General features: G+C 65.2%; 17 protein-coding genes, 1 pseudogene and 1 riboswitch. Of the genes and pseudogenes, 12 read left to right on the top strand and 6 right to left on the bottom strand.

Annotated elements, in window-relative coordinates:
* Positions 1–11: 11 nt before the first annotated feature.
* Positions 12–115: riboswitch (S-adenosyl-L-homocysteine riboswitch) on the top strand.
* Between the two features lie 80 nt (positions 116–195).
* From ahcY to JY96_RS10580, 4 genes are all read left to right on the top strand, one after another.
* Complete coding sequence (gene ahcY / locus JY96_RS10595; RefSeq protein ID WP_035037257.1) at positions 196–1,644, top strand: adenosylhomocysteinase; 1,449 nt, start codon at positions 196–198, stop codon at positions 1,642–1,644.
* Between the two features lie 302 nt (positions 1,645–1,946).
* Positions 1,947–2,738: a TlyA family RNA methyltransferase gene (locus JY96_RS10590; protein ID WP_035037255.1), complete on the top strand. Its 792-nt coding sequence runs from the start codon at positions 1,947–1,949 to the stop codon at positions 2,736–2,738.
* A gap of 41 nt (positions 2,739–2,779) precedes the next feature.
* The gene (metF, locus tag JY96_RS10585) at positions 2,780–3,619 is read left to right on the top strand and encodes a methylenetetrahydrofolate reductase [NAD(P)H] (RefSeq protein ID WP_035037253.1); all 840 of its coding nucleotides are present in this window, start codon (positions 2,780–2,782) and stop codon (positions 3,617–3,619) included.
* A 215-nt stretch (positions 3,620–3,834) separates the two neighbouring features.
* Positions 3,835–4,458 (top strand): OmpW family protein, encoded by a 624-nt coding sequence (locus tag JY96_RS10580; RefSeq protein WP_035037251.1) that lies wholly within the window; start codon positions 3,835–3,837, stop codon positions 4,456–4,458.
* Positions 4,459–4,595: 137 nt separating this feature from the next.
* Here JY96_RS10580 and JY96_RS10575 read toward each other — a convergent pair whose 3' ends face one another.
* Together JY96_RS10575 and JY96_RS10570 are read right to left on the bottom strand one after the other, a co-directional pair.
* The gene (locus JY96_RS10575) at positions 4,596–5,288 is read right to left on the bottom strand and encodes a PEP-CTERM sorting domain-containing protein (RefSeq protein WP_035037248.1); all 693 of its coding nucleotides are present in this window, start codon (positions 5,286–5,288) and stop codon (positions 4,596–4,598) included.
* 144 nt (positions 5,289–5,432) lie between these two features.
* Complete coding sequence (locus JY96_RS10570; RefSeq protein WP_161784298.1) at positions 5,433–6,005, bottom strand: 5-formyltetrahydrofolate cyclo-ligase; 573 nt, start codon at positions 6,003–6,005, stop codon at positions 5,433–5,435.
* Positions 6,006–6,028: 23 nt separating this feature from the next.
* On the opposite strand from JY96_RS10570, the gene JY96_RS10565 reads away from it, so the two are divergent.
* The gene (locus JY96_RS10565; RefSeq protein ID WP_052162389.1) at positions 6,029–8,293 is read left to right on the top strand and encodes a lytic transglycosylase domain-containing protein; all 2,265 of its coding nucleotides are present in this window, start codon (positions 6,029–6,031) and stop codon (positions 8,291–8,293) included.
* A gap of 248 nt (positions 8,294–8,541) precedes the next feature.
* Here the strand turns inward: JY96_RS10565 and JY96_RS10560 are convergent.
* The 3 genes and pseudogenes from JY96_RS10560 to JY96_RS10550 form a co-directional block, all read right to left on the bottom strand.
* Positions 8,542–8,928, bottom strand: a pseudogene (locus JY96_RS10560) (barstar family protein); the annotation flags it as partial.
* Between the two features lie 111 nt (positions 8,929–9,039).
* Positions 9,040–9,411: a ribonuclease domain-containing protein gene (locus JY96_RS22820; protein ID WP_369796196.1), complete on the bottom strand. Its 372-nt coding sequence runs from the start codon at positions 9,409–9,411 to the stop codon at positions 9,040–9,042.
* A 285-nt stretch (positions 9,412–9,696) separates the two neighbouring features.
* Positions 9,697–11,991 (bottom strand): NADP-dependent malic enzyme, encoded by a 2,295-nt coding sequence (locus tag JY96_RS10550; RefSeq protein WP_035037241.1) that lies wholly within the window; start codon positions 11,989–11,991, stop codon positions 9,697–9,699.
* Positions 11,992–12,144: 153 nt separating this feature from the next.
* Between JY96_RS10550 and thiL the strand changes: the two genes are divergently transcribed.
* From thiL to JY96_RS10535, 3 genes are read left to right on the top strand one after another with little or no spacing between them, the layout of a single operon-like run.
* Entirely contained in the window at positions 12,145–13,149 is a 1,005-nt protein-coding gene (gene thiL / locus JY96_RS10545) for a thiamine-phosphate kinase (protein WP_035042235.1), read from the top strand.
* Positions 13,146–13,739, top strand: a complete 594-nt coding sequence (locus JY96_RS10540; protein WP_035037239.1) for a phosphatidylglycerophosphatase A — start codon at positions 13,146–13,148, stop codon at positions 13,737–13,739. Before thiL ends, JY96_RS10540 begins: the two co-directional genes overlap by 4 nt.
* A 9-nt stretch (positions 13,740–13,748) precedes the next feature.
* Positions 13,749–14,237 (top strand): CinA family protein, encoded by a 489-nt coding sequence (locus JY96_RS10535; protein WP_035037237.1) that lies wholly within the window; start codon positions 13,749–13,751, stop codon positions 14,235–14,237.
* A gap of 13 nt (positions 14,238–14,250) precedes the next feature.
* Here JY96_RS10535 and JY96_RS10530 read toward each other — a convergent pair whose 3' ends face one another.
* Positions 14,251–14,622 carry a phage holin family protein gene (locus JY96_RS10530; protein ID WP_035037234.1) on the bottom strand — a complete coding sequence of 124 codons (372 nt, stop codon included), beginning with the start codon at positions 14,620–14,622 and terminating at the stop codon, positions 14,251–14,253.
* A 161-nt stretch (positions 14,623–14,783) separates the two neighbouring features.
* Here JY96_RS10530 and JY96_RS22220 point away from each other — a divergent pair, with 161 nt between their 5' ends.
* From JY96_RS22220 to JY96_RS10510, 4 genes are read left to right on the top strand one after another with little or no spacing between them, the layout of a single operon-like run.
* Positions 14,784–15,929: a GGDEF domain-containing protein gene (locus JY96_RS22220; protein ID WP_052162388.1), complete on the top strand. Its 1,146-nt coding sequence runs from the start codon at positions 14,784–14,786 to the stop codon at positions 15,927–15,929.
* Positions 15,926–17,101, top strand: coding sequence for a GGDEF domain-containing protein (locus JY96_RS22215; protein ID WP_152606452.1), 1,176 nt, complete (start codon positions 15,926–15,928; stop codon positions 17,099–17,101). Before JY96_RS22220 ends, JY96_RS22215 begins: the two co-directional genes overlap by 4 nt.
* A 24-nt stretch (positions 17,102–17,125) precedes the next feature.
* Entirely contained in the window at positions 17,126–20,323 is a 3,198-nt protein-coding gene (locus JY96_RS10515; protein ID WP_035037232.1) for a hybrid sensor histidine kinase/response regulator, read from the top strand.
* Positions 20,320–21,414: an HD-GYP domain-containing protein gene (locus JY96_RS10510; protein WP_035037230.1), complete on the top strand. Its 1,095-nt coding sequence runs from the start codon at positions 20,320–20,322 to the stop codon at positions 21,412–21,414. The genes JY96_RS10515 and JY96_RS10510 overlap by 4 nt, the downstream gene beginning before the upstream one ends.
* Position 21,415: the final 1 nt, after the last annotated feature.

Genomic DNA, 21,415 nt, shown 5'->3' with positions numbered 1-21,415 from the left:
ATACTGCGCAGGCTTTCGAGGAGCGTTGCAAGGGCCCCCTGTTGATCAGGCGAGTTGCCCCCAGGCTCGAAAGACACGTGAACCCTCATGTGATGTGCAACCGCGCTCACCCGCATGTGTCCCGCTGGGTGAGTTGTATCTGTCACGTCCCCCCACGGTAGCGCACGGCGGCTTCTGAACCCTTAGGAGCTCTCCATGACCGCTGTTACCAACAAGCTGATTACCGAACACAAAGGCGTCGAGTGCATCGTCGCCGACATGTCCCTGGCCGCCTGGGGCCGCCGCGAAATCAAGATCGCCGAAAGCGAAATGCCCGCGTTGATGGCCATCCGCGCCGAATACGCCCCCAAGCAGATCCTCAAGGGCGCGCGCATCACCGGCTCGCTGCACATGACCATCCAGACCGCCGTGCTGGTTGAAACGCTGCAAGCTCTTGGAGCGCAAGTGCGCTGGGCCAGCTGCAACATCTTCTCGACGCAGGACCACGCTGCTGCCGCCCTGGTGGAAGCCGGCACCCCCGTGTTCGCCTACAAGGGCGAGTCGCTGGAAGACTACTGGGACTACACCCACCGCATCTTCGACTTTGGCCCGAAGGGTTCGGAAGGCGAAGGCCCCAACATGATCCTGGACGACGGTGGTGACGCCACGCTGCTGATGCACCTGGGCAAGCGCGCCGAGAAGGACATCAGCGTCCTGAACAACCCCACCAGCGAAGAAGAGCGCATCCTCTACGCCTCGATCAAAGCCAAGCTGGCTGTGGACAGCACCTGGTACAGCCGCAAGGCCGCCCAGATCATCGGCGTGACCGAAGAAACCACGACCGGCGTGCACCGCCTCAACGAGATGAGCGCCAAGGGCAGCCTGCTGTTCCGCGCCATCAACGTGAACGATTCGGTCACCAAGTCCAAGTTCGACAACCTGTACGGCTGCCGTGAATCCCTGGTGGACGGCATCAAGCGCGCCACCGACGTGATGATCGCCGGCAAGGTCGCCGTGGTCGCTGGTTACGGTGACGTGGGCAAGGGTTCCGCTCAAGCCTTGCGCGCCTTGAGCGCCCAGGTGTGGGTGACCGAGATCGACCCGATCAACGCCCTGCAAGCCGCCATGGAAGGCTACCGCGTCGTCACGATGGACTGGGCCGCCGACAAGGCCGACATCTTCGTGACCACCACCGGCAACCGCGACGTGATCACCTATGAGCACATGGCCGCGATGAAGAACAACGCCATCGTCTGCAACATCGGCCACTTCGACAACGAAATCCAGGTCGCCAAGCTGGAAGAGAACTGCGAGTGGGAAGAGATCAAGCCGCAGGTTGACCACGTCATCTTCAAGGACGGCAAGCGCATCATCCTGCTAGCCAAGGGCCGCCTGGTGAACCTGGGTTGCGGCACCGGCCACCCCAGCTACGTGATGTCGTCGAGCTTCGCCAACCAGACCATCGCCCAGATCGAGCTGTTCGCCCACAGCGACGCTTACGACGTGGGCAAGGTCTACGTGCTGCCCAAGCACCTGGACGAGAAGGTCGCCCGCCTGCAGCTGACCACGCTCAACGCCCAGCTCACCGAGCTGACCGAAGAGCAGGCGGCTTACATCGGCGTGAACAAGAACGGCCCTTACAAGCCTGATAGCTACCGCTACTAACCCCCCCTACGGCCTGCGGCGGCTTGCAGCCCGCGCCGACCCGGAGACGGGTCGGCCCTTCGCCAGGCTTGGACAGTCCTCAAGGACTGTCCAAGTCCGGACTCAGCCCCCCAGGGGGGCACCGCTGGCGGACCGGCGTAGCCGGATCCGCGGCGGTCGCTGGATTTGTCGCGCACCTGCGGTGGCGCTTCATTGGTGCCTTTTGGCACCTTTTGGGGTAACGCGCGGGGTGCGCGGCGTTCGGTGCCTTGGCTGAAGGCCTGTTCGCCTTGCGCGGACCGTTTTCTTTTTGCTACCTGCTCATGACCAACATCCTCCTCGCCCGCGCTGACCAACTCATCCTGGAAAAGGGCCTGGCGCCCACGCGCTCGGCTGCCCAGCGCCTGGTCGAACAAGGCGCCGTGCAGTGGAGCGGCCCCAAGGGCTGGACCACCGTGCGCAAGGCGGGTGAGCAATTGCCCATCGAGTGCGACTTCCAGATCCTGGACGATTCGGAAACCCGCTGGGTGTCCCGCGCTGGCCTGAAGCTCGAGGGCGCGCTCAAGCATTGCGCGTTCTGCAAGCACCCCGTGGACCTGAAAGACAAGGTCTGCCTGGATGTGGGCCAGAGCACCGGCGGTTTCACCGAGGTGCTGCTGTCGCATGGCGCGGCGCAGGTGGTCGGGGTGGATGTCGGCCATGGCCAGGTGCATCACAGCATCGCCGAGCACCCGCAGGTCACCGTGATCGAGGGCGTCAACGCCCGCCACCTCACGGAAGAAGACCTGGGTGAGGCCGCGCCCGAAGGCGGTTTTGATGTCATCGTGGGGGACTTGTCCTTCATCTCGATGACCCTGGTGCTGCCCGCCCTGGTGCCCTTCCTGGCCGACGACGGCGAGCTGCTCATGCTGGTCAAACCGCAGTTTGAACTGCAACCCGAGCACATCGGCAAGCGCGGCCTGGTCAAGGACCCCGCCAGTTATGCCGAAGTGGAGGCCCGCATCCGCCAAGCCTGCAAGGACCTTGGCCTCAAAGTGAGCGCCTACTTCAACAGCCCGATCGCCGGCGGCGACGGCAACCGTGAATTCTTCGTTCGGGCGCGCAAGGCCGCGTGATCGCCGCCCTGCTTGCTTGAACCGACAACGAAAGCCCTCCCATGACGACCCCTCAGCGTCTGCCCATCAGCCTGGAGTTCTTCCCGCCCAAGACCCCCGAGGGCGTGGACAAGCTGGCCGCCGTGCGCCAGCAGCTCTACCCGCTCAAGCCCGAGTACTGCTCGGTGACCTATGGCGCAGGCGGCTCCACTCAGGACGGCACCATCCAGACCGTGCGCGCCATCCTCCGCGAAGGTTTTGACGCCGCGCCGCACTTCTCGTGCATCGGCGCCAGCAAGGATTCGGTGCGTGCACAACTGGCCCAGTTCAAGGCCGATGGCATCAAGCGCCTCGTGGCCCTGCGCGGTGACCTGCCCAGCGGCTATGGCGGCTTCGGCGAGTTCCGCTACGCCAGCGAGCTGGTGGCCTTCATCCGCGAAGAAACGGGCTCGCACTTCCACATCGAAGTGGGCGCCTACCCCGAGATGCACCCCCAGGCCCGCAACCCGCAAGCCGACCTGCAGGCCTATGTCGCCAAGGTCAAGGCCGGTGCCGACGTGGCCCTGACGCAGTACTTTTTCAACGCCGACGCCTATTTCCGCTTTGTCGATGACGCGACCGCTGCGGGCGCCACCATCCCGGTGATCCCCGGCATCATGCCCATCACCAACTCGACCCAGCTCATGCGTTTTTCGGACGCTTGCGGGGCCGAGATCCCCCGCTGGATCCGCACCCGCCTGGAAGGCTTCGGCGACGACAAGGCCTCGATCCAGGCTTTTGGCCTGGACGTGGTCACCGCCTTGTGCGAGCAACTGCGTGCGGCCGGCGTGCCGGGCCTGCACTTCTACACGATGAACCAGTCGGCCACCGTGCTGGCCATCTGCCAGCGCCTGGGCGTCTAGACTTCAGACACCACCTCGTGTCAGATGCGTTGCTCAAACGCATCGCGTTCATCTGATCTGGCGCAAATCAGCCAGGGTTTCACCTGGGTGGCCCTGGCTGGGAGCCTTCCGAGTTGATGCAGCACAAGTTTGGCGAGGTTTGACCTTGTTGCAATGGATGCCATGGGACGCGCCAACACGCGGTCCCTGCAACCTAGCCACAACAAGGACCACTCATGAACGCCATCTCTACCCGCACTCGCCTGATCGCCGCTGCTGCGCTGGCTTGCGCTGCTGCCGCACCCGCCTACGCCGGCGACTTCATGGTGCGCGCCCGTGTCCTGCAACTGGACCCTGCGAACGAAAGCACCGGTACCCTTGATGCCTTGGGCGGCACCTCGGTCAACACGAAGTACATCTGGGAAATCGACGCGTCCTACTTCGTGACGCCCAATGTGGCGTTCGAGCTGATCGCCACCACACCGCAAAAGCAAACCGTTTCCCTCAACGGCAACAAGATCGGTACGCTGCGTCACCTGCCTCCTACCCTGACCGCGCAGTACCACTTCGCGCCGACGAACCCGACCGTGCGTCCCTACGTGGGCTTTGGCGTGAACTACACCCACTTCTCCGCTGTGAAGCTGGATCTGGGTGGCACGCCCCTGGAAATCGACCGCAATAGCTGGGGTACGGCCATCCAGATTGGTGCGGACTTCCCCATCACGGACAAGCTGTCCCTCAACGTGGACTTCAAGAAGATCGACATCCGCACTGATGTGACTCACCCGACACTGGGCAATGTGGGCACCGTCAAGGTGGACCCTGTGCTGTTCGGTATCGGCATCGGTTATCGCTTCTGATCGGTCACCGATCGAGCAAAATGAAAAGGGGCTTCGGCCCCTTTTTTCATGGCGGTGCCGGTTGCCTTACCAGGATCCGCACAGGCAAGAAAAAGGCTCCCCGCGGGGAGCCTTTTGTCTGGTCGCGCTGAAAGAGATCAGGCGGCCATCTTGCGGCGAGCCGTGAAGGCGATGCCGACCAGGCCCAGGCCCATCAGGGCGTAGGTCGAGGGCTCGGGGATCGCAGGAATCGATGTCACGGTACCGATGTTCACCGACTTCACCATGCTGGCCACGAAAGCCATGCTGGCGGGGTCAGCGCCGTTGTCCGTCAGGAAGGTCTTGAAGGCATCGGACAGCACGAAGTCGCTGGCGGCCAGGTTCAGGGTGCGGGTGCTGGCCGAGCTGGACACATTGTCCAGAGCGCTGCCACCGAAGTCGCCGGCCACGGTCGTGGCGGTCAGCAGCGATTGGTTGTTCAGATTGAACAGAAGACCTGCGTTGATGTCGCCGAACAGGCTGTTGGTGGCCACGTCATACGTGAAGTTCAGCAGCTTGACGGTGCTCAGGCCCTTCTTGAGCGCCATGCCCGAGGTGTCGCTGAAGTCGATGGTCAGCGGGCCGGGGTTGGTGGTCAGGGAGATGGCCTGAACCGGGTCGGTCAGCACACCGGTGGTGGCGTTGTAGGTCGAGGAACCCACACCGCTGACCGTATAGCCATTGGCCGTCAGGTAGCTGGTGTCCAGCGTGACGGTGGCAGTGGTGGCGGTGAAAGGTTGAGTCGTGGCGGCAGAGGCAGCGGTGGCAGCAACGGCCAGGAACGACATACTGAACTGCTTGAAAAACTTCATGTTCACGTCCTTGTTTCGGTTGAGAAGGGGCGCTGCTTTTGTCGCCCTCTAAGGTGGCCTGTATGGACCATGGACATGATCTTGACCGTTGTTTCGCGATTAACGCATAGGGTTCCCGCGAGGTCCCCCCGAAACTGGGGGGCATTACCCCCCCCAGGTGTTGCTTTCTGTAAGGACGGCCATCAAGGGTATGTCATGGGGTTCGGGCTGCAGCTCGGCCTGGGTCATTCGGCCTGATTCCCAGGCGACGCCCAACGCGGTGACCTCAGGGTGGGCGGCCATGAAGCGGTCGAAGTAACCGCCGCCGTAGCCCAGCCGCCAGCCTTCCGGCGTGAACCCGACGCAGGGCACCAGCACCACATCGGGCAGCACCGGCGCGCCGTCCGGGCAAGGGATGCCATGTTCGTCCTTGCTGGCGGGTGGCTGCCCGTTCCAGAGCCGAAAGTGCATCTGTGGCGGGCTTTTTTGAGCGCAGGGCAGGGCCAATCGGCAAGCCAGCGTCGCCTGGGCCGCCGCGGCCACGTCCATTGGGTTAAATTCACCCTGCATAGGCCAGTACAAACCCAGGCAGTCCGGCTCCAGTTCGGCCAGGATGGACATCACCCGCTCGTGCAGCGCGGCTTGCGCTTGTTGAGCCGGGGGCGTGGCGACCCATGCCTTGCGGGCTTCCAGCAGGTGTCGGCGCCAGTCCGCGCGCGAGCGGGGAGGGTTGTTCATGGCCATAACAGAAGGTTACTCAATTGCGAATCACGTACAAGTATGCGTCCTGGGGCGCGACGGCTTTGTCCGCCCTGACGCTGGTGGCCGGGATGGCGCTGGCGCCTGCCTCGCGCGCGGCCGCCGATGACAGCACCGTGCAGGAGGCCCGGGAGGCCCTGCGTGTGCGCGACAAGGTGCGCCTGCTGGCGGCGCGCGATGCGCTGATCGAAGCGCAGCACCCCCTGGCCCCGTGGGCGGGCTACTGGTATTTCCAGCTGCGCCTGATGGAGGCCGGCCCCGCCGAGGTGGACGAGTTTCTCTCGCGTTGGCCAGACAGTTATGTGGCCGATCGGGCCCGCAACGATTGGCTGCTGGAGCTGGGGCACCGCCGTGACTGGCGCACCTTCTTGCGCATCCAGCCCACCTTCCGCATGAACGACGACCGCGAAGTCAGCTGCCTCGGGGTGCTGGCGCGTCAGCAGACCAACACCCCCATGGAAGCGCCGGGGGACTGGCGTGAGCAGGCCCGCCAGTTCTGGTGGAACCAGAAGGATGCCGATTTTGGCTGTGATGCGATGGCGCAGGCGCTGCTCAACAGCCGCGTGCTGGAGCCCGTGGACGTGTGGCGCAAGTTGCGCCTGGCGATAGAAGCGGACAAACCCCGTGCCGTCCAGCAAAGCGCCAAGCTGCTGGGTGATGCGGTCTCGCAGGCCGTGGCCAAGTTGATGGGGCAACCTCAGGCCCTGCTGATGCCGCCCGCGCGTTCGGGCGCCCTGGGTGGGGCCAGCGACAACCGGCGCCACGCGCCGGGGGCGTCCATCGGCCCCGACGCGCGGGTCAAGCACAAGGGCAAGCCCAAACGCAAGGGCAAGGCCAAGGCCAAGCCGGATCTGACGCCGATGCCGCTGGCCGTGCCGGCCGAGGCCGAAGGGCCGTTGACGCTGCTGGCTTTCATCCGCTGGGCGGGCATGGACCCGGTGGCGGCCGCCGCCGCCATCGGGGAGCCGGCCAACCGCAACCGCTGGCGCTGGAATGCGGAAGAAACCGCCTGGGCGTGGGCGCAACTGGGCCGGGCTGCGGCCTGGCGCCTCTCACCCGATGCGCCTGCTTATTTCGAGCGCGCGCTGACCGACCGTGCCTTGGCGGCCGGCGCCGGCGAACTGCGGCCAGGTGGGTCTCGCCTGGCCACGGCCTGGTCCGCTGAGACCCTGGCCTGGATGGCGCGTGCCGGCCTGCGTGCGGCGTCGGCGGGGCAGGCCGAGCGCTGGGCCCTGGTCGAGCAGGCCGTGGACGCCATGGCGCCCGATCAACAGCAGGACGCGACCTGGGTGTACTGGAAGGCCAGGGCCCTGCAGGGGCGTGCACGCACGACCAGTGGTGCGGCCGCTGAAGCGCTCAAGCAGCAGGCCCGTGAGCTGCTGACCCGCGTGGCCAACCCGGTGAGCTTCTACGGGCAATTGGCCGCGCAGGATCTGCATGGCACCTCGGCGCGCCCGCCTGCCAAGCCCGTGGCGGTGACCGAGGCCGAGCTGGCCGACGCGCGCGCCATGCCCGGCATCGACCGGGCTTTGCGCATGCTCGAGCTGGGCTGGCGCGGCGAGGCGCTGCGCGAGTGGAACTTCACCTTGTCGTACGGCAAGGTGGGGGGCTTGAGCGACCGCGAACTGCTGGCCGTGTCCGAAGAGGCCTGCCGGCGCGAGATCTGGGACCGCTGCATCAACTCCAGCGAACGCACGCGCCAGGAGATCAACCTGGAGCAGCGTTACCCCATGCCCTTCAAGCAGGAGGTGCTGTCCGCCGCACGTGAGGTCGGGCTGGACCCGGCTTACATGTATGGCCTGATCCGCCAGGAATCCCGCTTCCAGCAGGCGGCCAAGTCCAACGTCGGTGCCTCGGGTCTGATGCAGGTGATGCCGGCCACGGCCGCCTGGACGGCGCGCAAGCTGTCCATCGACTACCACCCGGACAACATCACCGACCGCGGCACCAACCTGCGCATCGGCGCGGGTTACCTCAAGCTGGTGCTGGATGACTTCCAGGGGGCGCAAGCCTTGGCAGCCGCGGCTTACAACGCCGGCCCTTCAAGGCCACGGCGCTGGCGTGACGGGCCGCGCATCGACGCGGCGGCCTGGGTCGAGAACATCCCCTTCAATGAAACGCGTGATTACGTCAAGAAGGTGCTGTCCAACGCCACGGTGTACGCCCACCTGATCAACGGCAAGGCCCTGTCGGTGCGCAGCCGCCTGGGTTCGACGGTGGGGCCCCGTGCCGACTCGGCGCCGCCATCTGAGGATGACCTGCCCTGAAAAGACAAACCCCGGCAGGGTCTGGGCAGACCGTGCCGGGGCGAGATGTCGGTTTGAAACCGGTCTGAATTGAATCAGGCGGCGACCAGCAGGGCCGAGGTGTCGAACACGCTGCTCATCGGGGGCAGGTTCATGATCATGGGCTGCGGGGCGTTCTTGGAGACCTTGGCAGGCTTGACGTTGGGGTCGTTCTGGGCGACCTCGGCCTTGTCCCAGTTGCCCACGGATTCCTTGCCCGACACGGCGATCGAGTAGAACACGCGGAAAGCCACCTTGCGCTCGGACCAGAAGTCGGCGGCATCACGGAAGGCGTCCAGCAGCTGCTCGCGGGTTTCGCGGTCGCACTTGTTGCCATCGGGGATGAGCTCGAGCACCACGACGAAACCCGGCTGCGGGCCCGACTTGTGGACCAGGTCGGTCATGCAGTCGTACAGGGCGTCGAGGTTCTTGCCGAAGTGGTCCGGGAACAGGAAGTCGCGGGCAATGATGTCCAGCACGTCCTGTTTGTTCTGAGCGGCGCTCAGATTGGTGTAAAGGAAGTGCTGGCCAGCGGCATTGGCGGCCTGTTGCAAGTCTTCCGGGCGGAAAGCACGGATGGATTGAACGATGTTGGGTCGAACGGATTGCAACAACATGATCGCTTGTGGCCCGGGGTGCATGGAGGAGAGCTTCATGTCCTTACGAGCAAAAGTTGAAGGTCTAAGAAAAGAACGGAAAAAACGGATGCGATGACGGCCTGTGAGGCTTCAACGCTGGGGATCAATCAACTGAAAGCTCTGGTAGTGATCCGCAGTGTAGAAACAAGTTTCAGGCTGTCGAACTTCTTTACCTCCGCAAACGATGCGCCGCGCGCCGCGGTCACCTTCGCCTGGGGTGGGTACGGTGTACTCGTGATAGAAACCGCGTGGCCGACGGGGCAGGATGCGTTCCCGGTTGCCGAACACCACACCGTCCTTGGCATAACGAAAGGGCCCACCCGAGAAAATACGGCGGTGGACGTCTTGGGCTTGCGCAGGAAGGGCAGACAAGGCCACCGATTCGGCGGTGGTGCCTGTCTCTTGTGGTGCATGGCGACGGGCAAGGGCTTCAGCGGGAAGCCACGCAGTCACACAACTCAGGGCAAGACCAGTCAGGAAAGCGGCAGACCACGAGCGGGGGGTTCTGGCGACTGCGGCGGGGGCCGCGGGTGTCAAGCCACAACCGCCTGACGAGGTTTCCCTATTGACTGTGCGGGGCACCATGATGCTGTGTTTCCAGCCTTGATCTGTCAGCAATGCAGCTCTTCGTTAAAGACGTGACTCTATAGAAAAGCGCTAAAAAGCTCAAGGCCCCAGCTACCGTAAAACGGGTAGACGGGGCCTTTGCGTGGGGGGTTGACAGATTGTGCTATAAGCGGCGCGCTTTTAACGCACGGCGTTGGCGTCGGCCACGGTCATGGCGGTCATGTTGACGATGCGGCGCACGGTGGCCGAGGGCGTCAGGATGGTTACGGGCTTGGCCGCGCCCAGCAGCACCGGGCCCAGCGCGATGTTGTTGCCCGCCGCAACCTTGAGCAGGTTGTAGGCGATGTTGGCCGCGTCGATGTTCGGGCAGACCAGCAGGTTGGCTTCGCCCGTGAGGGTGCTGCGTGGCATCAACTGCCCCCGGTAGTCCGCGTCCAGCGCGGTGTCACCGTGCATCTCGCCGTCGATCTCCAGCCAGGGCGCCTGCTGCTGGATCAAGGCCAGGGCCTCGCGCATCTTCACGGCCGAGGGCTGGTTGCTCGATCCGAAATTCGAGTGCGACAGCAGCGCGGCCTTGGGGCGCTGGCCGAAGCGCATCATTTCCTCGGCGGCCATGATGGTGATCTCGGCGAGCTGCTCGGCCGTCGGGTCGTAGTTGATGTGCGTGTCCAGCAGGTTGACGGTGCGGCCCGGCAGGATCAGGCCCGTCATGGCCGCGTAGGTCTTGACGCCGGCGCGTTTGCCGATCACCTGGTCGATGTAGTGCAGGTGCAGGGCCGTGGAGCCCCAGGTGCCGCAGATCAGGCCGTCCACTTCGCCCTTGTGCAGCAGCATCGAGCCGATCAGCGTCAGGCGGCGGCGCATTTCGATCTTGGCCATCTGCTCGGTCACGCCCTTGCGTTCGGCCAGGCGGTGGTAGCTCTGCCAGTACTCGCGGTAGCGCGGGTCGGACTCGACGCTGACGATGTCGAAGTCGCGGCCGGGCTTGAGGCGCAGGCCGAAGCGCTCCAGGCGCTGCTCGATCACGGCGGGGCGGCCGATCAGCGTGGGGCGGGCGATGTTTTCGTCCACCACGATCTGGGCGGCGCGCATCACGCCTTCGTTCTCACCTTCGGCGTAGCAGATGCGCTTGTTCTTGGCGCGCTTGGCCACGCTGAAGATGGGCTTCATGGTGTGCCCGGAGGCGTAAACGAAGCTCTGCAGCTTTTCGCCATACGCAACAAAGTCCTTCACGGGCCGGGAGGCGACGCCGGAGTCAGCCGCGGCTTTGGCCACGGCCGGCGCGATCTTCATCATCAGGCGCGGGTCGAAAGGCTTGGGGATCAGGTACTCGGGCCCGAAGCTCAGCGATTCGCCGGAATAGGCGGCGGCCACGACCTCGTTCTGCTCGGCCTGGGCCAGCTCGGCAATGGCGTGCACGGCCGCGATTTCCATCTCATCGGTGATGGTGGTCGCACCCGAGTCCAGTGCACCCCGGAAGATGTAGGGGAAGCACAGGACGTTGTTGACCTGGTTGGGGAAGTCCGAGCGGCCGGTGGCCATGATGGCGTCGTCGCGCACCGATTTGACCTCGTCGGGCAGGATCTCGGGCGTGGGGTTGGCCAGGGCGAAGATGATGGGATTGGCGGCCATCTTGGCCACCATGTCCTTTTTCAGGACGCCGCCGGCGCTCAGGCCCAGGAAGATGTCGGCGCCTTCAATGGCTTCGCTGAGCTTGCGCTGGTCGGTTTTTTGCGCGAAGGCGGCCTTGTCGGGGTCCATCAGCTCGACGCGGCCTTCGTACACCAGGCCGGCCAGGTCGGTCACCCAGATGTTTTCACGCGGCACACCCAGCTTGACCAGCAGTTGCAGGCAGGCCAGGGCGGCGGCGCCGGCGCCGGAAGTCACCAGCTTGGCGGTCTTGATGTCCTTGCCGACGACTTTCAGTGCGTTGAGGATGGCGGCGCCCACCACGATGGCCGTGCCGTGCTGGTCATCGTGGAAGACGGGGATCTTCATGCGCTCGCGCAGCTTGCGCTCGACGTAGAAGCAGTCCGGGGCCTTGATGTCTTCGAGGTTGATGCCGCCGAAGGTGGGCTCCAGCGAGGCGATGATCTCGACCAGCTTTTCGGGGTCCTTCTCGTTGATCTCGATGTCGAACACATCGATGTCGGAGAACTTCTTGAACAGGACGGCCTTGCCCTCCATCACCGGCTTGGCGGCCAGGGGGCCGATGTCGCCCAGGCCCAGCACGGCCGTGCCGTTGGTGATCACGGCCACGAGGTTGCCGCGGCTGGTGTACTTGAAAGCGGCCGCCGGGTTCTCGACGATTTCCTCGCAGGGCGCGGCGACACCGGGGGAGTAGGCCAGGGCGAGGTCGCGCTGGTTGGTGAGCTGCTTGGTGGCCGAGATGGCGACCTTGCCCGGCGTGGGCAGCTCGTGGTACTCAAGCGCGGCTTTTTTCAGCTCGGCGCGTTTCTCTTCTGGGGTGGTCATCGAGGGGGGCCTTTCGCGGGCGGGGCCCGTCATTGGGGCCCGCCAGACCTCACATTGTAGGAAGTTGTGTGCCAGCCGCCGTGTGGAAGGCCGCAATGCAGGTTGGTGTGAGTCGAGCCGAGCCAGTTTGGGCGCGACAATCACGCCATGAGCCTGGGTGAATTTGATCTCATCGAAACGTTTTTCCAGCGTCCTCGGGGCGTGGGGCCGCATCGGTCCGTGATCGGCAATGGCGATGACTGCGCGGTCATCGCGCCGGCGGCCGGCATGCAGCTGGCGGTCTCGACCGACACCCTGGTGGAGGGGCGGCACTTTCTGTCCACCGTCAGCCCGGCGCGGCTGGGGCACAAGGCGCTGGCCGTCAACCTGTCGGACCTGGCGGCCTGTGGGGCCCAGCCCCTGGCTTTCACGCTGGCCTTGACCTTGCCGCGTGTGGACGAAGCCTGGCTCCAGGGCTTTGCCAAGGGCTTGTTCGATCTGGCCGACGAGCACGATTGCGAGCTCATCGGTGGCGACACCACATCCGGCCCACTGGCCATCGGCATCACCGTCATGGGCGAGGTGCCAACGGGCCAGGCGCTGTTGCGCAGTGCTGCACAAGCCGGGGATGACATCTGGGTCAGTGGTTTTCCCGGCCTGGCCCGACTGGCGCTGGAGGCCTTCCGGGGCAGCCTGCATCCGGCCTTGAGTGGCGACGCCTTCGAGGCGGCCCGCCTGGCGATGGAGCGGCCTGACCCGCGTGTGGCGCTGGGCGTCGGCTTGCGTGGTGTGGCCAACGCAGCCATTGATGTCTCCGATGGCCTGCTGGGCGACCTGGGCCATGTGCTGCGCCGCAGCCGCGTGGGTGCGGCCTTGTGCCTGGACGCCTTGCCGGTGAGCCCCTGGCTGGCCGAGCGCACCACCGAACTGCAGCTCGATTGCATCCTCGCGGGCGGTGACGATTACGAACTGGTGTTCACGGCGCCGCCAGTGCAACGCGCCAAGGTGCAGGCCTTGGGTGCCAGCCTGGGGCTGGTGCTCAGCCGCATCGGCCGCATCGAGGCCGAGCCCGGGTTGCGTTTGTGGCGCGGTGAGCTGGACCTCTGGCCGGACGACCCCGCCAGGCAGGCCGTGCCCAACCAGTGGTCCTCGTTCGACCATTTCAAGGTGGCGCCATGAGCGAGGCCGTGAACAAGGTCGAGAGCGGCGCACCCCGGCGCGCCACCGTGGGTTTGCTGTTGAGCCATCCCGCCCATTTCATCGCCTTGGGCGGGGGCAGCGGCCTGAGCCCGAAGGCGCCCGGGACGGTCGGCACCCTGTGGGGCTGGGTGAGCTTCCTGGCCATCCAGCATGCGGTGGGCACCGGCCGGCATGCCGATGTCATCTGGGCCGCGATCCTGGCCCTGGGCTGGCTGGTGGGTTGCTGGGCCTGCACCCACACGGCACGCAGCCTGCGCGTGGCCGACCCTGGTTCGGTGGTGTGGGACGAGGTCTGGGCCTTCTGGTTGATGCTGTGGCTGATCAGCCCGGTGGACTGGCGCGGCCAGTTGCTGGCCTTTGTCACCTTCCGCTTTTTTGATGCGGCCAAACCCGGGCCGGTGGGCTGGGCCGATCAGCTGTTCAAGCTCAAGCCGGGTCAATCCATCGGTTGGGCGCAGGGCCTGGGCATCATGTTCGACGACCTGGTGGCGGCCTTGTGTGCCTTGCTGGTGCTGGCGCTGGCCGTGGCCGTGCGCCAAGGTGGCGTCAGCGCCGGGCTGTTGAGCTGAGGCGCGAACATGAACACGCAAGACACGCTGACCCTGGTGCAAAGTCTGGCCGAGCGCCTGCTGGCACGTGGCGCCATGATGGCCACGGCCGAATCGTGCACGGGCGGCTTGATTGCCGCGGCCTGCACCGAGCTGGCCGGCTCCAGCGCCTGGTTCGAGCGGGGCTTTGTGACTTACAGCAACCAGGCCAAGACGGAGCTCTTGGGGGTCTCGCCTGCGTTGATCGAGCGCCATGGTGCGGTCAGCGAAGAGGTGGCCCGCGCCATGGCTGAAGGCGCTTTGCAGCGCGCTGCTGTGCAGGTGGCGGTCTCGGTGACCGGCGTCGCGGGCCCCACTGGTGGCTCGGTTGACAAACCCGTGGGCACGGTCTGGATCGCCTGGGCTGCGCGCGGTGAACCAAGCACCGCGCGTTGCTGCTTGTTCAAGGGGGATCGTGCCGCTGTGCGCGCGCAGACCTGTCAGGCCGCATTAGCCGGCTTGATGGACAGGCTGGCTTGATCGTCGGCATGCCTCACTGCGGCGGCTGCATCATCCTCGGCCCCATCACCCGCTCCAGCGCCACATCAATGACCAGGCTGCACACGCTGTAGAGCACCGATCCCAGCAGCGCATGCCAGAAGCCCTGCACGTGAAAGCCGTCCAACAGCCCCGAGGCCATCTGGAAAGTCAGGGCATTGATCACGAACAGGAACAGCCCCATGCTGAGCACGGTCACGGGCAAGGTCAGCACGATCAGCAGGGGGCGCACAAAGGCGTTGAGCAGGCCGATGACAAAGGCCGCCCACAGGGCCGAACCGAAGCTGCGGACCTGGATGCCCGGGTCAAGCTGGGTCAGCAAAACCAGGGCACAGGCCAGCAACAGCCAACGAATGATCAGTTTCATGTGGCTAGCTTAGCGCAGCGCCCTTCAGAACGCCTTCGAGTCAGCCGATATTCCCCAGACTTTGCCCCTCGTCAATGGGGGTGTCATATTCTTTCATGGGCGGCGCCAGCCCGAGTGGCGGCGTTCATATTTCACGGGTTGTAGCCCGAAGGTTGTCCTGGATGCGTGAGTTGTTGGAGCGCCTCATCATCAGTTCCACGCCTGCCTGGCGGGTGCTGCTGGCGGTGTTCGCCTCGACCCCGTTTTTCCTGATCGAGCTGGCCGCGCATGGCGTGGCGCTGGCGACCCCCGAGATGCGCTCGGCGCTGAACATGGGGGTCATGTGGCTGTTCCAGGGCGAGCTGGTCATCGCCACGGCGGTCAACATACTGGCCGCCCTGTGGTTGTGGCCCAGGCGCCATCTGCCTGATCCTGTCCCGCGCGCGACCTTGTTCGTGTGCCTGTCCATCGGCGCCACCTACACGGGGGTGACGATCCTGGCAGGTATGTTCACTGCGGGCACCAACCTCGTGCTGCTGGGCGTGCTGGCCGTCGGGCTGTTGCTGTTCGAGCGTCAGCCCATGCTGATCTGTTACGCGGTCTGCGTATCGATGATGTCGGGCTACGACCTCGGCGTGATGCTGGATTTCTGGCCTTACGCACCGGCGCTGACCAGCAAGGTGATGTCGGGGCGTGACCCGGTCTGGTGGTTCGGCGTCTGGCGCCAGTTCGTGCTGATTGCGGGCAGCGTCGTGCTGCTGGGGCTCTTGCTCATCCTGTTCGAGCGGCTGGACGAGCTGCATGCCAAGCTGCGCCGTTTGTCGTATACCGATGGCCTGACTGGCCTGGCCAACCGCCGTCGCGCCATGGAGGTGCTGCACAACGAAGCGGCACGACAGGCCCGCACAGGGCAGCCCATGTCGCTGGTGCTGATCGACGCTGACCATTTCAAGCAGGTCAACGATCAGTTTGGCCATGACATGGGTGACAACGTGCTGCGCGCCCTGGGGCGTCTGCTCATGTCCTGCGTGCGCAGCCCCACGGATGTGGCTTGCAGGCTGGGCGGCGAAGAATTCGCGCTCATCCTGCCCGATACCGGCCGGGAGCAGGCCGAGGCCATCTGTGCCCGTTTACGTGAACAACTGAGCCGGCAAACCTTTGGTGCAGGCGAGACCGCCTTCAAGGTCACGCTCAGCATGGGTGTGATCGAGAGCAGCGGGCAGGGCGTGGAAGCGTTGCTCAAGCAGGCCGATCATCAACTTTATATGGCCAAGTCAACGGGGCGTGACCGCGTGTGCGTGGCCAGCCTGGTGATGGGGGGGGCATGAACACCACCGTCAAGCGCTGGTCGCAGCAGCTGGAGGCCCGTATCGTGGACAGGCAGGACAGCACCAGCAGCCTGCTGCTGGTCCAGGTGACCCTGCCTATCTTGCTGCTGTTGTTCGCGCTGCAATGGGGTGGCATCCATGACGATGGGGTGCGCGCGCTGTATGACCCGGTCTGGCTCTTGCCTTCGTTGTGGTTCCAGGGTGTCCTGATTGTCTGGCTCATGGGCATGGGTGTGCTGGCATGGCAGCGCAGGCATGTGTCCGATCGCATGCCCTGGCTGGTTCAGATGAGCGCCGTGCCGGCTGTGCTGGGTGTGGTGGTGCTGGCGCTGGCCCACGGCATCAAGGACTCGCCCATGACCATGGTGATGCTGGAGCAGCTCGTGTTTGCGCGCGCGCTGTTTTCACTGCAGCAGTTGCGTTGGGCATTCTTGTTGAGCCTGATGGCCGTGGTGCTGGCCGAGGTCGGCACCGCGCAGCATTGGGCCGCGTATGCCCCGCTGCTGGCGGCGCCCATCTACCCTGGTGGGGCGCTGCTGCCCTGGTGGGCATGGTGGGTGCGCGTGGTCTTCAGTGCCGCGGCCTTGCCCCTGTCTGGCGTGATGTTCTTCCTGGCGGCCACCTTGCACCGCCATCGCCATGAGCTGGAAACCCTGGTGCGCACCGACATGCTCACCGGCCTGGCCAACCGCCGCGAGTTCATGACCCGCCTGGAGCGTGAGGCCCACCGCCAGGCCCGCAGTGGCCGCCCGCTGTCCGTCGTGCTGTTCGACGTGGACCATTTCAAGCGTGTCAATGACACGTGGGGGCACCCCGTTGGTGACGAAGTGCTCGCCAAGGTGGGGGAGATCCTGCGTTTCCACACCCGCGAGCAGGTGGATACTGCAGCCCGTTACGGCGGCGAAGAATTCGTCCTGCTGTTGCCAGAAACAGATTTGACAGGGGCCCAGCATGTGGCGGAGAAAATTTCAGCCCGCTTGCGCGAGCATGCATTCACCGTGGACGGCCAGACCTTCACGGTCACGCAAAGCGTGGGCATCGCCCAGGTGGTCGAAGGTGACACCGGCTGGGCACTCAAGGTGGCTGACCGCAACCTCTATCAGGCCAAGCGGGCCGGGCGCGACCGCATCGTCGCCTCGATGGCCTTTGCCGAAGAGCTGGGACACGCCTGAGCACCATCCAGGCAACGCGCACCCATGAAACTCAAGACCGTTTCGCGCTGGTTCTTCCTGATGGTGGTGATGGCCCTGCTGGCCAACTTCATCTTCCTGATGCTGATCCGGCAAGCCTACCTGTCGGCCGAGCAGGCCGTGCAGCGCCGCACCGACACGATGAAGCTGGTCTCGGGCCTGCAGCATGAAACCGCCTTGCTGCGCCGCCTGGTGAGCGCCTACACGGCCACCGCCGACCCGCGCTACCTGCTGTACTACTACGATGTGCTGGCCATCCGCGAAGGCAGCAAACCCCCGCCCGCGGTGGACGACCACAGCCTGTATTGGGAAGACGTGATTGCCGGGCGGCGCCAGCACCAGCTGCCCACAGGCCAGAAGGGCGTGTCGCTGATCCAGCGCATGCAGGCTCTGGACATCAGCGAAGACGAGCTGCAAGGCCTGCGCAGGGTGCTGGATGCCAGCGAGCGCCTCAAGAAGACCGAGCAAGTGGCTTTTGCAGCGACGCAAGGTCTGTACGACCGCGTGCACCAGACCTATGTCTCCGATGGGGTACCCGATCTCAAATTCGCCGGCGAGCTGGTGCACTCGCCCCGCTACGAAGCCCAATCCGCCGACCTGGCCCGCGCCGTGGCCAACCTCAGCCTGGCCACCGATGCCCGCACGGCGGCGGCGCGCGTTCAAGCCGCCACCCAGCTGGAGCGCTACATCATCATGACGCTGGGCGTGGACCTCGCCCTGCTGCCCGCCTTGCTGCTGGGCCTCTACGCCATGCAAAGCCGCCTGCTGCAGCCCATCACCCGGCTGGACCAGGTCGCGCACCAACTGGCCCGCGGCAATTACGACGCCCGCGCCGGTGGCCGCCAGAAATGGGCCGAAGAGCTCGACACCCTGGCCACCACGCTCAACACCATGGCGCACGCCGTGCAGGACGACATCAGCCAGCGCGCCCGCGTGCAGGCCGAATTGCGCGAGGCGCGTGACCAGGCCGAGGCCGCCACCCGGGCCAAGTCCATGTTCCTGGCCAACATGAGCCACGAAATCCGCACGCCCATGAACGCCATCCTGGGCATGACGCACCTGGCCTTGCAGACCTCGCTCGACGAGCAGCAACGCGACTACCTCAACAAGGTGCAGTCGGCCTCATCGATCCTGCTGGGCGTGATCAACGACATCCTGGACTTCTCCAAGATCGAGGCCGGCAAGCTGGAGCTGGAATCCGCCCCCTTCTGCATCGAAGACGTGGTGGGCAACGCCATGAGCCTGCTGCGCCAGCGCGCCCAGGAAAAGGACATCGAACTGCTGTGTGCCTTCGAGGACCCCACCTTGCTGGCCGAAGCGGGCACCGTGTATGGCGATGCCTTGCGCGTCGGGCAGGTGCTCACCAACCTCATCTCCAACGCGGTCAAGTTCACGCACTACGGGCACGTCAAGCTCACGGTCGGCTTGATCAGCCGCGTGGGTGAGCGCCTCATGCTGCGCTTTGAAGTGCGCGACACCGGCATCGGCATGAGCGAGTCCCAGGTGGATCGCCTCTTCATGGAGTTCACGCAGGCCGATGGTTCCACCACCCGCAAATACGGTGGCACCGGCCTGGGCCTGAGCATCAGCAAACGCCTGGCGCGCCTGATGGGTGGGGACATCGTCGTGGCCAGCAAGCTGGGTGCCGGCTCGTGCTTCACCTTCACCGTGCCCCTGCGCGTGGCCGAGGCCAGCGGCCTGCAGACCCTGCCGCGCAAGGTCGGCGGCATGCGCGTGCTCGTGGTGGATGACCAGGCTGAAACCTGCCAGACCCTCAGCGGCTTGCTGGGCGCTTTAGGCGTGGGCCAGTCTGATGGCGGCTTCATCAGCACCGTGTCCAACGGCGAGGAGGCGGTCCAGGCCGTGCAGCAGGCGGTCAGCGCGGCACAAAGCCATGACCTCGTGTTGCTCGACTGGGTCATGCCAGGCCTCAGCGGCGCAGACACACTCGCCCGCCTGCGCGAGATCCAGCCCGACATCATGGTGGTCGTGATGTCGGCTTATGGCTCTGACAGCCTGCGCGCCGAGGCCATCAAGGGCGGTGCCCACACCTTCCTGACCAAGCCCATCATGCCGGAGGCTCTGCGCGCCCTGCTGCATCGGCTCCAGGGCAGCGGCGCCGCAGCGCCCGCTCCGGTCAACCCGTCGGAAGAAGTGATCCAGCTCGATGGCCTGCGTCTGCTGCTGGTCGAAGACAACCTGCTCAACCAGCAACTGGCCACCGAACTGCTGTGCCGACGCGGGGCCCGCGTGGACGTGGCGGCCAACGGCATGGAAGCCCTGGAACGCTTGCGCCAAGGTGGGGGGCACGCTTATGACGTGGTGCTCATGGACCTGCAGATGCCCATCATGGATGGGTATGAAACCACACGTGAAATCCGTAACGATCCGTCCTTGAGCCACTTGCCCGTGATCGCCATGACCGCCCATGCCATGGCCGAAGAACGCGCGCGCTGCCTGGCGCTCGGCATGGTCGACCACATTGCCAAGCCACTCGATCCTGCGGCGCTGTACGCGGCGCTGGCGCCGTTTTGCGGCCTGGCGGCCAAGGTGGTGGCCGACCAATACGCGGCAAGCAAGGCGAGGCGCCCTGCGCGGGAGTTGCCCCAGATCGACGGCCTGGATGTGGAGGCCGCCCTGGCCCATTTCGAGGGCGACCTGCCTTTGTTCAAGCTCACCTTGAATGCCTTTGTCGACCATGTCCGGCACATCCTGGCCTGGTTGCCCGATGCCCTGGCCCGCTCCGACTGGCCGGCCTTGATGCGGGAGGGCCATACGCTCAAAGGCCTGGGCGGCACCATCGGGTCGGCGCCGCTGCGGGGGTATGCCCTTGCATTGGAACAAGCCGCCCGACACGAGGATGCGGCCGCAGTGCAACAAGCTACCGAAACCCTCGTTCAAGCGCTGGCGCCGCTGGTCAAAACTCTGCAAAACTACTTGACCGAAATCGAAGTTACGTCAAGCGAGCAGGCCTCAGCGCAAGCAGCCAGTGAGCGAGACCTCGTGCTGGCGCAGCGCCTCAAGCAGCTGGCCGGTGAGTGCGACAGCGAGGCCCTGGCCTTGTGGCAACAGCACCGCAACACGTTTGCGACCTGGCTGCCTGCCGTCACCACCGCCCGCCTCCAAGCGGCGCTGGCACGCTGCGATTTCGATTCCGCTTTCGGGCTGCTGGATGAATTGGACCTGGAGGCCAAACCACAATGAACGCAGACAAGGAGACCTTGCCCACGGTATTGGTGGTGGACGATGCCCCCGCCAACCTGAGCTTGCTCGCCGGTCTGCTCAACAAGCTCTACCGGGTCAAGCTGGCGCCATCGGGTGCCAAGGCGCTGGAACTGGCCCGTCGTGGTGCACCCGACCTCATCCTGCTCGACGTGATGATGCCCGAGATGGACGGCTACGAAGTCTGCCGGCGCCTCAAGGCCGACGTCGTCACCCGCCACATCCCGGTGCTGTTCCTGACCGCCATGAGCCAGCCCGAGGACGAGGCCCGAGGTTTCGAAGTCGGGGCCGCAGATTTCATCCAGAAGCCCATCAGCCCGGCCATCGTGCAGGCCCGCGTGCGCACGCACCTGCAGATCAAGGCTTATCAAGATCAGCTCAACCGCGACAACGCCTGGCTGCAATCCCAGCTGGAGCAGCGCATGGCCCAGGTCGACCAGTTGCGCGAGGCCACCTTGCACGTGATGGTGTCCTTCGCCGAATTCCGTGACGAAGAAACCGGCAACCACGTCAAGCGCACGCAGGAATACGTGCGCACCCTGGCCACGCACCTGTACAAGCAGGGCGCTCACCTGGACGTGCTCAACCCCGAGAGCATCGACCACATCGCCAAGTCCGCCCCCTTGCATGACGTGGGCAAGGTCGCCATCCCCGACCACATCCTGCTCAAGCCCGGCCGGCTCAATGACGACGAGCTGGTCATCATGCGCGAGCACGCCATGCACGGCTGGGAGATGCTCAAACGCGCGGCCAGCCGCATGGGCGATGACGACGGCTTCCTGCGTCACGCCATGGACATCGCCCGCTACCACCATGAGAAGTGGAACGGCAGCGGCTACCCCGACAAGCTCGCGGGCGAAGCCATCCCGCTGTCGGCGCGTCTGATGGCCGTGGCCGACGTCTACGACGCGCTCATCAGCCGCCGCCCTTACAAAGAGCCCATGTCGCACGACCGCGCCGTGGCCTTCATCCACGACGGCTGCGGTTCGCATTTCGACCCCGAAATCGTGCAGGCCTTTGACGACACCCTGGACCAGTTCGTGCGCATCGCGGCCACCTGGTCTGACGAATAGC

It is taken from the genome of Aquabacterium sp. NJ1, from assembly GCF_000768065.1.
Taxonomy (GTDB): Bacteria; Pseudomonadota; Gammaproteobacteria; order Burkholderiales; family Burkholderiaceae_C; genus Aquabacterium.
Note: the sequence above shows the minus strand (reverse complement) of the source record. Positions and strands in the feature narration are given on the sequence as shown.

What these genes read in the sequence shown, in the direction of transcription:
- ahcY (WP_035037257.1), top strand. Translation starts at nt 196, where the DNA reads ATGACCGCTGTTACCAACAAGCTGATTACCGAACACAAAGGCGTCGAG.
- JY96_RS10590 (WP_035037255.1), top strand. Translation starts at nt 1,947, where the DNA reads ATGACCAACATCCTCCTCGCCCGCGCTGACCAACTCATCCTGGAAAAG.
- metF (WP_035037253.1), top strand. Translation starts at nt 2,780, where the DNA reads ATGACGACCCCTCAGCGTCTGCCCATCAGCCTGGAGTTCTTCCCGCCC.
- JY96_RS10580 (WP_035037251.1), top strand. Translation starts at nt 3,835, where the DNA reads ATGAACGCCATCTCTACCCGCACTCGCCTGATCGCCGCTGCTGCGCTG.
- JY96_RS10575 (WP_035037248.1), bottom strand. Translation starts at nt 5,288, where the DNA reads ATGAAGTTTTTCAAGCAGTTCAGTATGTCGTTCCTGGCCGTTGCTGCC.
- JY96_RS10570 (WP_161784298.1), bottom strand. Translation starts at nt 6,005, where the DNA reads ATGAACAACCCTCCCCGCTCGCGCGCGGACTGGCGCCGACACCTGCTG.
- JY96_RS10550 (WP_035037241.1), bottom strand. Translation starts at nt 11,991, where the DNA reads ATGACCACCCCAGAAGAGAAACGCGCCGAGCTGAAAAAAGCCGCGCTT.
- JY96_RS10540 (WP_035037239.1), top strand. Translation starts at nt 13,146, where the DNA reads ATGAGCGAGGCCGTGAACAAGGTCGAGAGCGGCGCACCCCGGCGCGCC.
- JY96_RS10535 (WP_035037237.1), top strand. Translation starts at nt 13,749, where the DNA reads ATGAACACGCAAGACACGCTGACCCTGGTGCAAAGTCTGGCCGAGCGC.
- JY96_RS10530 (WP_035037234.1), bottom strand. Translation starts at nt 14,622, where the DNA reads ATGAAACTGATCATTCGTTGGCTGTTGCTGGCCTGTGCCCTGGTTTTG.
- JY96_RS22220 (WP_052162388.1), top strand. Translation starts at nt 14,784, where the DNA reads ATGCGTGAGTTGTTGGAGCGCCTCATCATCAGTTCCACGCCTGCCTGG.
- JY96_RS22215 (WP_152606452.1), top strand. Translation starts at nt 15,926, where the DNA reads ATGAACACCACCGTCAAGCGCTGGTCGCAGCAGCTGGAGGCCCGTATC.
- JY96_RS10515 (WP_035037232.1), top strand. Translation starts at nt 17,126, where the DNA reads ATGAAACTCAAGACCGTTTCGCGCTGGTTCTTCCTGATGGTGGTGATG.
- JY96_RS10510 (WP_035037230.1), top strand. Translation starts at nt 20,320, where the DNA reads ATGAACGCAGACAAGGAGACCTTGCCCACGGTATTGGTGGTGGACGAT.